Here is a 13,580-nt window from a genome sequence, read left to right on the forward strand (position 1 = left end):
TGGGCGGCCGGGCCATCGACGTCTGCGCAGGCGTGATCACAGCGGATTGGAACGACCAGCATGCGCATCCGGTATCTCGATCGCGGCGTCGAATCGATCTCCGTCTGGCAGGAACAGGACGAGGTCCACCTGCCCAAGGAAGGCGGGTTGGCACCGGCCTTTCTGCCGCAATACCGTGCGCTGGACGAGATCACGCGACGCCCGTCTCTGGACGAACGCCTGCCGCGCCTCCTGCAGCCGGATTTTCTCGATCCGGACCTGCTCGATCCGGCGACCCTGACCGATACGCGCATCGCCGTGCGCGATCAGTTCATCGCCGAGGCGGCGCGCTCGAGCGGGCGGCGCAAGGCGGTGCTGGAACTGGCGGCAAGCCACCTGGAAGATTCCGTCGCCATGGACGAGGAGGTCCGGCGATCGCTCGCCGTCCTCCTGCGCGGCTGACCGCGACGGATCGGAGGCCTCGTGACATCCCCCGTCGACGACCGGAAGCGGGACTTCCTGCTGCTCAATGTCTTCGTGCTCGCCCAGCACGGCTATATCGACCGGGCGGCAACGCTCGTCGAAGCCCTGCACGAACTGGGCGATGCCTCGCCCGAGGTGCTGTTGGCACGCTCGATCATGCGCTTCTTCCGGGCCGACTGGTCCGGCGCCCTGGCCTGCCTCGACGATCTCGACCGCATCGATCCGCTCGAGCGCTTCGGCCGCTACAAGCTCGACGACCGCCAGCGCATGCGTCGCTACATCAAGGCGCGCTGCCTGTACGAACTCGGCGAGAAGGCGCGCGCCCGGGATGCCGTGGAAGGCTACCTGCGGCACGGCTCCGGCGAGGGCGAAGGCGAATAGCCCCAGCCGCCCGCCCGCCCGCCCGCCCGCCGGTGCGACCGGATCCCCGCGACGACACAGGGCGGCAACACCGGCCTGCTACGGGCCAGGGAAGGCCGATACCGCGATTGCGGCAGCAGCTTGGCGGCAAAATTCTCTGACTGTAACCTTTGACACACTTCGCCGGCGTCGATCGCCTAGTCTCAATCACGACAGATGTCGTCCAACATTCCCGAGGAGAACGCTGTGTCGATCATCGATGGGATGATGAACTCCGAAGGCCAGATGATCGGAGCGCTTCAGGTCAGCGAGAAGCTGCTGGAGCAGTTTTTCGGGACGGCTGAATTCACCCCGAAGCAGAAAGAGATCATCGATCTGGTCCGTGAAGGCATTCCTTTGGGATCGATCATGGGCATCACGCAGCAGCATCGCGATGCGATGTTCACCTTTGCGGTTCAGGCCATCCAGGCCGGCGACCGTCAGAAGGCGCGCGACATCCTGCTTCAGAATTATCTGTTCGATCCGCTGGAGGAGAACCGCTCCGTCTATGCGATCGCCAACACCTATCAGCTTGACGGCGTCTTCGACGGTGCCGCCAAGCTCTACCTGAACTTCCTGGCCATGGATGCCACCAACCCCGACGGCTATCTGCGTCTCGGCGAGTGCTTCATGGCGGCGCAGGAATACGACAACGCCCAGCAGAGCTTCGAAAGTGCGGCCCGTTTCGCCGAGCGTGGTCTCGGCAGCAAGGGTGCCGCCGAACACGCGGCCAAGATGCTCGCCGTCCTGGCCGAGCGCCGCGCCGAAGCCAGCAACTAACCGCGAGAGGAGACCCGTCATGGCTAGCATCGGTGGCGTCGGCACGGTCGGTGGCAATCAGCAGATTTCCCAGACCGAACTCAAGGGCAAGGACATCACGGGATCGGGCAATCTCGGGCAGAACGGCCCGACTCCTGACCTGAACAATGTCCAGGGCTATACGGAGATGATGGCCGCACTCGGCTCGCTTCTCCCGCAGATGTCGGGCGACATGGTTGAGGTCTTCCTCGCCGAGATCACGGCGAAGATGAAGGAGAGCGAGGACAAGGCGTCCACCGACAAGTACAAGGCGGACCAGGAGGCCAAGCGCACCGAGCTCGGCGCCAAGAAGGCGAAGATCGACGAAGCGGAAAAGAAGATCCAGGAGTCGATCGACAAGCGCAACAGCGGCAACATCTTCGACATCATCGGCCTGATCTTCCAGGCTATCGCGGCCGCGCTGGCCATCGTGCTCGGCGCCCTCTTGTCCGCGGTCTGCCCGGTGGCCGGTGCCCTGCTGATCGCGGCCGGCGTGGTCGGCATCGTGATGATGATCGACTCGGCGGTCCAAATGGCGACAGGCCTCGGCATCGCCGGCAACATCGCCAAGGCGGCCGGCGCCTCGCCGGAGGAATGCGCCAAGGCCGACATGGGCTTCCGCATCGCCATGGCGATCGTCGGCATCGCCCTCGCCATCGCCACCGCGGTGGTCACCGGCGGCGCCTCCTTCGCCAGCTCGGTCGCCCAGTTGAGCAACGCCGTGCAGTCGTTCCAGAAGGTCGCGCAGACCATCCAGAACATCACCACCATGGCGAGCGCCGTGAACGAAGTCGTCACGACGAGTATCAAGGCCGACGCCGCGGTTACCGAAGGCGAAGCCAAGAAGCTCCAGGCCAAGGCCATGGAGAAGGATGCCAATATCCAGCTCCTCGAAGAGCTGATCGATATGTCGCTGCAGCGCCTGATCGCTGCCGGCAATCGGTTCAACGAGATGATGGACATGATCACCGACATGATCAAGGACAAGGGTGACATGCTTTCCAACGCCAAATTCACCGGCTGACCGGAGGACGGACGCCATGGTCGAGATCAATCCGCAATATGTTCCCGCCTCCTTCTACAATGCCCAGGGTCAGCTGACGGTCCCGCCGGAAGTCGCCGAGCAGGTTCAGTCCGGCGTCCTGGCCAAGCTCGACAAGCTGCCCGCCCTCGAGCAGCAGATTTTCCTGGCCCTGCTGCAGAGCGCCGATGTGGCGCCGAACGGCCCCGGCCAGACCATGTCGGACGTGAAGGCGGACAAGGTCTTGTCCGTCCTGAACAGCGCCATGGAGGTGATCTCGTCCGGCATGAGCGTGCTGGATACGATCCTGAAGGACAGCAGCGCCCTCAACCTGCTCGGCCGGGCGATGATCGAGATGGCCGCCGAACAGCGCAAGGCGGCCCTGGACGAACGGCTTGCGGCCCGCGAGGCCGCCAAGGGGCAGATGCTGGCCCAGGCCGCCGACCTCAACAAGGCCGGCAGCACCATGATCGCCACCGCGATCGTCAGCGCCGTGATCGGCATCCTCGGCTCGGTGGTCTCCTTTGCCGGCGCCGCCAAGGCCCAGGCCAAGATGTCGACCGCGACGACCGACGTGCCGGACACGTCGACGACGCCGAAGCCGAACACCACCGGCGGCTCCAATCCGTTGAGCGGCTCGAACAAGACCATCTCGGAAGGCATGCTGCTGCAGCAGGTGACGGCCGACCTGCAGAAGAACGCGGCGATCTCGAAGGTCTTCGAAGCGATCTCCGGCATGATCAGCGGCATCGGCCAGGGCGCGGCGAAGAAGCAGGAGGCCGACGCCTCGGTTCATGCCGCCTACGCGGAAACCGAAAAAGGCGTCGCCGACCTGGCCAAGGAAGTGCAGCAGGGGGTTGAAGAGACCCTCAAGGCCGTGATCAACTTCCTCAAGGAGATGGGCGACGCCAAGGCCGAGCTGATGCGCGCCTTCAAGATGTGACGGCGACGGATTGGCTCGGAGCGGGCGGGGCGTCATGAGCGCGAATTTCGAGACCACCATCAGACGGCTGTGGTCGGGGCTCAGGCTCCCGGCGCCGACCTTTCGCGACAAGCCGGAAGTGACGCTCTCGATCGACGGCACCGATCTCAAGCTGGCGGAAACCGCCGACGGTCGCGGCCTGACCGTCTCCGGGCGGCTCGGCCGGCTCTCCGCCGATCCCGGCGAACGCGACGGGCAGACCCGACGGCTTCTGCAGATCGGACTCGGGCTGATGGCCTCCAACTGCAGTTGGGTCGGTGTCGATCCCGACGATCCGGCCGGGGCGACCATGCTCGCCGAAGCGCGGTTCGATTATGCCGACGGCCGCGGCGACCGGTTGATCGGCGTGATCGAGAATGTCATCCAGGCGGTCGAAATTCTGTCGCCTGAACTGTCCACGCGGTCCCGGCGGGAGCCGGACCATCGCGGCGGGACGGGCGGCCTGGAGGAGGCCATGATCTTCAGGCCGTAGCGACGACCGCCCGATCACAAGCCCGGCCGCAGAGGCCGGACGCGCCGAACCGGGCCATCGACGGGGTGGGATCCCCGATCGACCGAAGCCCGGCCATGCAGTGCCCTCTGGCGCACGACCTCGCATCGGCCTCGCCGGTGTCCGGCCCGTCAACCGACTGACTGCCGACCGCACCGAATCGGATGCCCTGCCGCGAAACGGCAAGTCCCCGACCGGATCGGCACCGTGAGATTGAGACAACGGCCGCCGCCCGGCGCGGCGCCGTCTGGGATGGAGAACCCGGAATGGAAACCATGACCGCGCAGACCGACTCTGCCCAGACCGGCTCGGCCGTCGACGCCTTCGGCCGGCTTCTGGTCGAAGCCGAGATCGGCAAGAATCTCGGCCTCGCCGCCGACGATCTCGCCGTCGGCCTGGATATCGCCAAAAGCCTCCTGGAGCGCGGGCAGCCGGTCCGCGCGATGCGCATCTATTGCGCGCTGGTGCTGTGCTTCCCGACGGTCGCCGATTACCAGATCGGCCTCGCCAACTGCGCCCTGCAGCTTGAGGAGCACTACATGGCGCTGCAGGCCGCCTCGGCCGTGATCGCGCTCGAGCCGCGCAATCCGCGCGGCTATTTCCTGTCCGGGCGGGCCTGCCTGGCTGCCGGCGAGCTCGCCGAAGCCCGCGAAGATCTTGCCGACGCGCTGCGGCTGGCCAAGGAAAGCGGCGACACCCTCGTCGCGACGGAGGCCGAGCGCCTGCTCAAGACGGCCGAAGCCAAGCCGTCCTGACCCCGATGGCGGCCGGTTCCGCGCCCGGAGCCCGGCCGCGACCATTTCGGTGCGTCCGGCCGCATCCTGGCCGTTGCATCCGGACTGGAGCTAACGCACCCTGAACGCCGCGGCGGCGCCCCGATCCGGGGCCGACGCCGAAGCACCGCCAACCGGAGACCCAGCATGGCTGCACCCGCCCAGGGCGACGAGACCGCGCTCGGCCGTGCGCTCGGCTTCGCACCGGAGGAGGTGGATCTGCTCGGCGAGATCTTCGTCGAGGTGCTTGGCAAGTCCGGCATCGAGGCGGGACCGATCTTCGAGAAGCTGAAGCGCGGCGCCTCGCTCGGCGAGGCCATTGCCGTACCGGCCGGGGTGCCGCGCCTGCTCTATGCCCGCGCCCATCAATGGTTCGCCGGCGGCCGGCCGGACCGCGCCGAGAGCCTGTTCCGCACGCTGTGCCTGATCGAAGGCGGCAAGCCGGACAACTGGGTCGGCTGGGGCATCTGTCTGCGCATCGCCGATCGCCTGGATCAGGCCGACCTTGCCTTCGCGACGGCGGCAAGCCTCGCGCCGCAATGGCCGATCCCGCCGGTCCATCAGGCGGAACTGGCGATCCGCCGCGGCGACTGGAACGGCGCCCGCCTCGCGCTCGAGCGCCTGGACGCCCTCGGCGAAGACCGGCTCCCGGGCGAACTCAAGGTCGAGGTGGCACGCTTCCGCAGCGCCCTCGCTCTGCGAACCGAACGAATCGCGCGAGGCTGACCGCCATGATCACGCTCGAGCGCATCCTCAGCATGGTCGAGCAGATCGGGCAAACGACGACAGCCATCACGGTCGCCAAGAATCTGGTGACCGAGAACGAACTGAAGCTGATTCCCCCGCCGGCGCAGACATTCGATGCTCCGGAGGCGCTTCCGCCCGAAGCCGCCGATCCCTACCGGGCCCGGCCGGCCCTATCCCCGGCCCTGACCCTCGCCGGCCTCTCCAGCCCGACGGCCACGTCGCCCGCAGCCAACGCCGATTCGGGTCCGGCGGCCTTGGCCCCATGGGCCGGAGTCGATACGGCCGAGGCCGGCGACGCGCCCGCACCGGCGACATTCGCGAGCGTGCCGGGTCAGACGGCGACGGGTCCGATTTCCGCCTCGATCCTGGCCACCAGCCTGGCGGCGCGTGCCCTGCGGCCCGACGACGGCATGGTGTCGGAAGCCGGCGAGGCCGCCCGCACGGCGGATGCGGCGCGCGGGCTGACGACGCGCGAACTGATCGATCGGGCACTCGAAGAAACCCTCAACCTGATCGGAGGCGACCGCGAGACGCTCGCCGACCGCACCGCCGCGGCGGCGGCCCAGACCCGGCGGCTCGGCGGCACCGACGGGTCGGCAACCGCCGTCAGGGCGGCGGCAGCGTCGACCGATACGGAGGGGGTAACCGCCCAGGGCACGGAGCGCAGCGCCCGTGGCGCGCCATCGACCGAAGGCCGGACCGCCGGCCTCGCCGCCGCGGGGCTGCCGCTGGCCGACCCGGCGACGCTTGCGGCCGCCGCCGCGGACGGTCGCGCCGGAACCATCATCGACAGCATGATTCTCAACGCGGCGATGATCCCCGGCTGGCCGCGCCCGCGCCCGCTCACCGGTGCCCTGCCGGAAGACGAGGCGGTGCGCAGCCGCAGGGCCGCAGCCGGTCCGGCCGCCGACGGCGCCGAGGAACCGAGCCTGGTCGGCGAGGCCCTGCTCCTGTCCTATCTGGCGGCCCTCGGCGTCGGCGAGGCGATGTTGGCACGCATCCGCACCCTGCTGGTCGACGAGAACCGGCGGCGCAACTTCCTGCTCTTCCTCGCACGGATCCTGAAGGCGCTGAAAAGCATCATGGCGAGCCTGAAGGAGGAACTGAAGCGCATGCGCGAGGAGCAGGAGGAACCGCCCGAGCCGGATCCCGGCACCGACATGCTGCCCCGCGGCCGCCGGCGCCGGCTGCAATTGTAGCCGCCCGTCCGGCGGGCGACGTCCGTGCCGCCGCCGATGTAAGCCGCCGGCCGCCCAGGAATGCGACGGCCGGAGGCGCCGAATCCCGCGCCAGAGTGACGTTGAGCACAGTGCCGCGCCGCGTCCGCACTAGGATGGGGCAGCAATTCGAAATCGAGAGGGACCACCCCATGGCGATCGGAGTCACCAGCGGCACGTCGATCACCGACCCGCAATTCACGACGACCACGATTCCGCAGTCCTCTCCGACCGGCGGCACATCGTCGGTGCCGGCCGTCCCGACCGGCGCGACCTACTCGACCTCGGATGCGGACTCTCAGTATCTGAGCCTGCCCTTCGCGCGGCTGACGCTGGAGAATCTCGGTCTGTCGCCGAGTTCGACCTTCCAGGATGTCAGCGTCCTGCTCGACCAGGTCGCCATGGCTCTCGACAAGCTGTTCGAGGACAACGACAAGGAGCGGATCAAGGGCGAGAACTCGATCCGGCGCGGCGCGCTGGCCGATATCCTGTCGCTGAAGAGTAGCATCGACACGCTGACCGCGCGCAACGCGGAACTCGATCAGATCATCGCCGACGGTGAGGCGGAGAAGACGGACCTGCAGGGCCAGCGCTCCGATCTGGTGTCGCAGCAGACGAGCCTGACCAACCAGATCAATACCCTGAACGACCAGATCGCCAACACCAGCAATCCGACCACGAAGGCGCAACTGGTGGCGCAGCGCGACGGCCTGGTCACGCAGCGCAATGCCGTCAATGCGCAGATCGGCACCGTGGACACGAAGATCGCCGCGGCCGACAAGAAGATCAACGACGCCCAGACCGAGAAGACGGCCAACGAGAACACGATCGCCTCGCTCGAGCAGCAGATCACCACGCTCGCCAGCCAGCTCTCGCAGACCCTGGCCGCGATCGAACGCCTGCTCGCCAAGGCCACGCCGACCTCCGGCGTCGATCTGCCGGTCGACGAACTGGTCGCCGCCGCGATCGCCTTCGATTCGCGCTTCGCCGACGTGAAGGCGTTCGAGAAGCTGCAGAAGCTCAACGACCAGGACACGGACACGGAGACCGACATCCTGCGCAAGGTGCTCGGCCAGGACGGCGATACCAACCTCCTCCCGCAGCAGACGGGCGGGACGCTGCCTCCGTCGGGTACGACGAACGGCGCCAATGCCAATCCGATCGGCCAGACGGCCGGGTCCAAGTCGCTCGCAGCCGAAATCGGCGCGAAGGCGGTGGCTCTGGTCGAGGCGCTGACCTCGGTCCTGAAGACGCTCGCCGCCCTGGAGCCGCCGCCGAAGACGAACCTGTTCCAGGAGGCGACGACCAACGGGTCGCGGATGCGGCTCTCGGTCTGACGGGGGATCGCAAGGTCCCGGGGCGGTCGCCGGATGGTCTCGAACCGACCGTCATGCCGGGTCCGGTGGCGCCGATGCTGCATGCAATCAGTTCGAAATCGTAGCGCGGCCGCCCTTTCCGCAGGGGCGCCGCGCACGGTAGTCTGCCCGACACGCGATTGACTTTGCGTGGGAGGCGGGTCCGGGCGGAACGCTCGGATCGAGGGCAAGCGACGGCGAGGGCGACGGCTCCATGATGAAATTCCTGCAGATGCTGTCCAAGCGGAACGACCTGTTCCTGGCCTTCCTGCTGATCTGCATCGTCTTCATGATGATCCTGCCGCTGCCCATCTGGCTGGTGGACACGCTCATCGCGCTGAACCTGTCGATCTCCGCCGTACTTCTCATGGCGGCGATGTATCTGAAGGACGTGGTCCAGCTTTCGGCCTTCCCGTCCCTGCTGCTGCTCACGACGCTGTTCCGGCTGGCGCTCGCCATTTCCACCACGCGCCTGATCCTGATCCAGGCCGATGCCGGCCATATCGTCGAGACCTTCGGCAACTTCGTCGTCGGCGGCAACCTGATCGTCGGCATGGTGGTGTTCCTGATCCTGACCATCGTCAACTTCATGGTCATCACCAAGGGCTCGGAACGCGTCGCCGAAGTGTCCGCGCGCTTCTCGCTCGATTCCATGCCGGGCAAGCAGATGTCGATCGATTCCGACATGCGCGCCGGCCTGATCGAGCTCGACGAGGCGAAGCGGCGGCGGTCCAAGCTGGAGAAGGAAAGTCAGCTCTACGGCGCCATGGACGGCGCCATGAAGTTCGTCAAGGGCGACGCCATCGCGGGCCTGATCATCATCGCCGTCAACCTGATCGGCGGCATCACGATCGGCACCCTGCAGCGCGGCCTGGAGGTCGGCGATGCACTCAACCGTTACGCGCTGCTGACCATCGGCGACGGTCTCGTCCAGCAGATCCCGGCGCTGTTCATCTCGATCACGGCCGGCTTCATCGTCACCCGCGTGTCCTCGGACGAGAACCAGGATCTCGGCAGCGACATCGCCATGCAGTTGATGAACGAGCCGAAGGCTCTGCTCATCACTTCGGTGATCCTGGCCATCTTCGCCGTGGTGCCCGGCTTCCCGGCGGTCGTCTTCGCGTCGCTGGCGATCGCCTTCGCGACGCTCGGCTGGATGACCCAGAGGAAGCGCCGGCGCTCCTCCAGCCAGCAGCGCTCCTCCGAGATGCCCGCGCTGGCGCCGGCCATCGCGCCGAAGGGCATGGTGCCGTCCTTCCCCAAGAAGGACGACGACATCGAGGATCTGGAGCCGGTCGAGGCCGTCACCTTCGCGCTGACCGTGCCGCTGATCGTCGACATCGCCTCCTCGGTACGCAACTCGATCCGTCCCGAGAAGCTCGACCGCGAGGTCGCCCGCGTCCGCCGGGCGCTCTATTTCGACCTCGGCGTGCCGTTCCCGGGCATCCACCTTCGCCTCAACGACAATCTGAAGGACGGCGAATACCGGATCATGGTCAACGAGATCCCGGTTGCCGCCGGCGCGGCGCGGCCGGGCTATTTCATCGTCCGCGAGACGGAAGCGAACCTGAAGATGTTCGACATTCCGTTCGAGCGCGGCGATGATTTCCTCCCGCATACGCCGAGCTACTGGGTCTCCAACAAGCATCTGGCACTGGTCGAGAAGGCCGGCGTCCAGGTCATGACGCTGTCCAGCATGCTGACCTACCATCTGGCGCATGTGCTGAAGAGCAACGCCTCCGAGTTCATCGGCATCCAGGAGACCATGTATCTGCTCAACCAGATGCAGAAGAACTTCGGCGAACTGGTCAAGGAGGTGACCCGCACCCTGCCGGTGATCACCATCAACGACGTGCTGCAGCGGCTGGTCGGCGAGGAGATCTCGATCCGCGACATGCGCACCGTTCTGGAGGCGCTGGTCGAGTGGGGTCAGCGCGAGAAGGACCCGATCGTCCTCGCCGAGCATGTGCGCAGCGCGCTGTCACGCTACATCACGCATAAGTTCTCCGGCGGCCAGAACCTCATCCCGGCCTATCTGATCTCCAAGGAGATCGAGGATGCCGTGCGCGGTGCGGTTCGCCAGACCTCGGGCGCGTCGTATCTGGCCCTGTCGCCCGACATCCACCGCCAGTTGATCACCTCGATGAAGAATGTGATCGGCAATGTCAGCCATCACGCCCTGCCGCCGGTGATCCTGGCGCCGATGGATATCCGGCGCTTCATGCGCAAGATCGTCGAGCGCGACTTCCCCGATCTGGCCGTGCTCTCCTATCAGGAGCTCGCGCCCTACGCGAATGTGCAGCCGCTGGAGCGGGTCAAGCTCGTCAGCCAGATCGCATCGGGTTGAGGCGGCGCGGGGGACCGGTTCGTGGATCGCCAGAAGGTCACGATCTATGCCGTCGGTCTCGCGGGTGCCTTCGCGCTGCATCTGGCGATCCATGGCGCGGGCTGGCCGGGCCCGGTCCTGAGCATCGCGGCCCTCGGCGTGGCTGGCCTCGTGCTCGCCCAGTTCCCGCCCCTGGCACTACGCCATCCAGACCTCCTGCGCGCCTCCGTGCTGCTGATCGGCGGCCTCGCCCTGGCGATGCCGCTGCTGTTCGACCCGGGCGCCCCGGCCGGTGGTGGCCCGCTTGGTGGTAGCCCGCTTGGTGGTGGGTCGTCGGGTGGCGGCGCGGGGATTGCCGGATCGGAGGCGGTGCTCTGGCCGCAGATCCTGGTCGCGTTCTTCGCCAGCCGCGTGCTCGCTGCGGAGACCGAAGCCCGCTTTGCGGCCTTCTGGGCCGATCCGCTCGGCACGACCGGGCCGGTCGGCGTGCAGTCGAGCCTCGCCGCGCTGTTCCTCGGTGCCGCGCTCGGCCTCGTCTTCCATCTCGCCCTGCCCTGGCTCAAGGCGCTCGCACCCGCCGGGCCGTCCGGCATCCTGGTCACCGCGCTGGCCGGCAGCACGGCGCTGCATAGCGCGATCATCGTGCTGTTCTTCGTCATTCTCGCGCATCTGGCCGATGCGCTGCGGCTGCATCTCGCCGATGCCGCCGCACTGGCAAGCCTGCGCCGGCGCGGCCGTACGCGCGCCGGCGGCTCGAACGATCTGAACGACCTGGTGGCCGACGAGATCGCCGTGCGGCCGTCGAGCCGACTGCTGCGCCTGGTCGCCGACTGGGTCGTCCGCAGCGGCCGCCCGGACTCCGACGCGGGTCCCCTGTCGCCCGCCGCCGCCCAGGACGGCTTCCACCGCGCCGCCCGCCAATTCGCCCGCGGCCTGGTCCCCTTCCTGCCGCTGCTCGGCTTTCTCGGCACCGTGGTCGGCCTCGCCGCCGCCATGGCGGAACTGCCGCAGGGCCTCGGCGCGGGCGGCGGTGGCGCCGACATCGCGGCGAGCCTCGCCGGCCTCGCCATCAAGTTCGAAACCACGCTCCTCGGCCTGATCGGCTCGATCGTCGCCTCGCTGCTGATCGCCGTCATGGAACGCCGGGAGACCGAACTCGCCGCCGAGGCGCGCCGGGTGGTCGGCGCGCTCGTCGCCGCGGAGGCCGTCCGCCATGGCTGACCGGATCGCCGACGACGAGACCGAGCGCGACGGCTTCGACCCGCTGACCGACCTGTTCTTCGGCATGGGGGCGATCTGCCTGCTCGCCGTGCTGATGATCCTGCCGAGCGTCGGCGTCGCAGCCGTGCAGGAGCGCGCGCGGCTGAAATCGCTCGCCGAGGTGCTGGCGCTCGCCGAATACCGGGTCGACGGTGCCGCCGCCGACGCGATCCTGGCCGGCCCGGACGGGCTCGCGCTGGTCGACCCTGCGCCGGCCGGGAGCGGCGCGGAGACCGTCGAGCGGATCGGTGCGGATGCCATCGCCGACCATGCCGGTCTCGCCGACCGGCTCGCCCGTGCCCGTCGGGAGGGGCGGTCCGTCCTGCTCCTGATCGAACCGGGCGGCGAGGATACAGCCTTCGCGCTGGAACCGGTGCTGGCCGCGCGCGGTCCGCAGGAGATCCGACAGGTGCGGCTCGATCGCGCCTGCAGCTTCGCCGAGCGGCCCGATCTCGCCGCCGCCTGTCGGACCCGCCGGATCGGCGATCGGGAGGGCCGGCCATGATCGGCGACCGCGTCGGCATGACCGTGGCGGCCGACCTGTCGGCCAACGTCTTTGCCGCCTTCCTGCTGATCCTGATCGTGCTGCTCGCCCGTTCGGGCACGCCGGAACCGGCGACCCGGCCGGCGCCGATCGAGGCCAGCCGCGATCTCGACACCCGGACGCACCGCCCGGAGGCGCCGGCAGGCCTGGTCGAGTTGCTGCGCCTGCGCGGTCCCGCGGCTCCCGGATTGACCGTCGACCTGCACGCCGAGCGCATCGAGATTGGCCTGCCGGGCCGTCGGACCCGCGCCGTGCTCGCCTTCGCCGGCACCGACCATGCCGCCGCCGCGGCCCGCATCGCGGCCGCGACCACGCTGGCCGAGCCGGGGGCCGTCCGCCTCTACGTCTTCGATGCCGCCTGGTACGGCGCCGTGACGGCCCGCCTCGTCCGCGACGGCCGGTCCTGGCGGGAATTGTCGGTCCCGGCCGCGCTGCGCGTCGGCGGGCAGACCAACGGTGCAGCCTGGGCGCCGGCCTTCGAGGCCCTCGTCGCCCGCGCCGCGGACCCCGGCCGTTTCCGCGCCGGCCTCGCCGAAATCATCGCCGGATCGGGCGGCGAACGCGCCGACCGGCCGGTGCCGGGAGGCCAGAGCGGCGGCGGTCTGGACGGCAGCCCGGTTCAGGGGGAAACTCTGTCCGAACGGCTCGGCCGGTATGGACGCATGATCCTGGCGCTTCTCGCCGTGACGGCGAGTTTCGCCCTGGTCATCTACGCCGAAACCCGTCGCCCCGCTCGGCGGCAGACCTGACCATCCGACCTGGGGAAACACAACCGCAAACCCACTCGGAAAGCCCAATCGTGCCGCCCGCTCGGCATTCCGGTCGCAGCGGGCCGCCCAACAGGAGGAGATCACGTCATGGGTATCGACAGCATCCAGCGCTCCAGTACCGTCCCGATCCCGGAGCCGGTGAGCGATCGGACCACCCGCGATCCGCTGCCGGTCGATTCGAAGCTGCAGATCGACAAGTCGAACGACAAGCGTCTGCAGCCGTCGAACGACGCCAAGACCGATTCCTTCGAGGACTATCTGAACGACAAGAGCGTTCTCAACCTCGAAAAGAACAAGGAATCGAGCAAGTTCGACCCGGTCGCCGAACTGAGCAAGAACGGCGTCTACTACGACCCCGGCAAGAATACCCCGATCTGATCGGACCACCGGCCGAGCCTTGGCCGGCGCAGTACCGGCAGGTGCAGCTCTCGACGGC

15 protein-coding genes are annotated in these 13,580 nt (G+C 68.1%); all 15 read left to right on the forward strand.

Going from position 1 to position 13,580, the window contains the following annotated elements; translation table 11 throughout:
• Nucleotides 1-60 precede the first annotated feature (60 nt).
• The 15 genes from sctX (at nt 61) to KL771_RS04690 (ending at nt 13,522) form a co-directional block, all read left to right on the forward strand.
• A complete protein-coding gene (gene sctX / locus KL771_RS04620) occupies nt 61-441 on the forward strand; it encodes a type III secretion apparatus assembly protein SctX (RefSeq protein WP_054358270.1) in 381 nt (126 codons plus the stop codon).
• A 21-nt stretch (nt 442-462) separates the two neighbouring features.
• The gene (locus tag KL771_RS04625; RefSeq protein ID WP_054358271.1) at nt 463-843 is read left to right on the forward strand and encodes a hypothetical protein; all 381 of its coding nucleotides are present in this window, start codon (nt 463-465) and stop codon (nt 841-843) included.
• Between the two features lie 225 nt (nt 844-1,068).
• Complete coding sequence (locus KL771_RS04630) at nt 1,069-1,641, forward strand: tetratricopeptide repeat protein (RefSeq protein ID WP_261967380.1); 573 nt, start codon at nt 1,069-1,071, stop codon at nt 1,639-1,641.
• 19 nt (nt 1,642-1,660) lie between these two features.
• Complete coding sequence (gene sctE, locus KL771_RS04635; protein WP_261967381.1) at nt 1,661-2,683, forward strand: type III secretion system translocon subunit SctE; 1,023 nt, start codon at nt 1,661-1,663, stop codon at nt 2,681-2,683.
• 16 nt (nt 2,684-2,699) lie between these two features.
• Entirely contained in the window at nt 2,700-3,623 is a 924-nt protein-coding gene (locus KL771_RS04640; RefSeq protein ID WP_261967382.1) for a hypothetical protein, read from the forward strand.
• Between the two features lie 34 nt (nt 3,624-3,657).
• Entirely contained in the window at nt 3,658-4,134 is a 477-nt protein-coding gene (locus KL771_RS04645) for a type III secretion system chaperone (RefSeq protein WP_261967383.1), read from the forward strand.
• A 284-nt stretch (nt 4,135-4,418) separates the two neighbouring features.
• A complete protein-coding gene (locus tag KL771_RS04650; protein WP_054358276.1) occupies nt 4,419-4,907 on the forward strand; it encodes a tetratricopeptide repeat protein in 489 nt (162 codons plus the stop codon).
• A 165-nt stretch (nt 4,908-5,072) separates the two neighbouring features.
• Nucleotides 5,073-5,651, forward strand: a complete 579-nt coding sequence (locus KL771_RS04655; protein WP_261967384.1) for a hypothetical protein — start codon at nt 5,073-5,075, stop codon at nt 5,649-5,651.
• Nucleotides 5,652-5,656: 5 nt separating this feature from the next.
• Nucleotides 5,657-6,871 (forward strand): hypothetical protein, encoded by a 1,215-nt coding sequence (locus KL771_RS04660; RefSeq protein ID WP_261967385.1) that lies wholly within the window; start codon nt 5,657-5,659, stop codon nt 6,869-6,871.
• 170 nt (nt 6,872-7,041) lie between these two features.
• Nucleotides 7,042-8,226 carry a hypothetical protein gene (locus KL771_RS04665; protein WP_261967386.1) on the forward strand — a complete coding sequence of 395 codons (1,185 nt, stop codon included), beginning with the start codon at nt 7,042-7,044 and terminating at the stop codon, nt 8,224-8,226.
• Between the two features lie 232 nt (nt 8,227-8,458).
• A complete protein-coding gene (sctV, locus tag KL771_RS04670; RefSeq protein WP_261967387.1) occupies nt 8,459-10,591 on the forward strand; it encodes a type III secretion system export apparatus subunit SctV in 2,133 nt (710 codons plus the stop codon).
• 21 nt (nt 10,592-10,612) lie between these two features.
• On the forward strand, nt 10,613-11,791 hold the full coding sequence (locus KL771_RS04675) for a MotA/TolQ/ExbB proton channel family protein (RefSeq protein ID WP_261967388.1): 1,179 nt from the start codon (nt 10,613-10,615) through the stop codon (nt 11,789-11,791).
• Nucleotides 11,784-12,335, forward strand: a complete 552-nt coding sequence (locus KL771_RS04680) for a hypothetical protein (RefSeq protein ID WP_261967389.1) — start codon at nt 11,784-11,786, stop codon at nt 12,333-12,335. The genes KL771_RS04675 and KL771_RS04680 overlap by 8 nt, the downstream gene beginning before the upstream one ends.
• Nucleotides 12,332-13,123, forward strand: a complete 792-nt coding sequence (locus KL771_RS04685; protein WP_261967390.1) for a hypothetical protein — start codon at nt 12,332-12,334, stop codon at nt 13,121-13,123. Before KL771_RS04680 ends, KL771_RS04685 begins: the two co-directional genes overlap by 4 nt.
• A gap of 108 nt (nt 13,124-13,231) precedes the next feature.
• Entirely contained in the window at nt 13,232-13,522 is a 291-nt protein-coding gene (locus tag KL771_RS04690; protein WP_054358284.1) for a hypothetical protein, read from the forward strand.
• Nucleotides 13,523-13,580: the final 58 nt, after the last annotated feature.

The organism is Prosthecodimorpha staleyi (genome assembly GCF_018729455.1).
Lineage (GTDB): Bacteria > Pseudomonadota > Alphaproteobacteria > Rhizobiales > Ancalomicrobiaceae > Prosthecodimorpha > Prosthecodimorpha staleyi.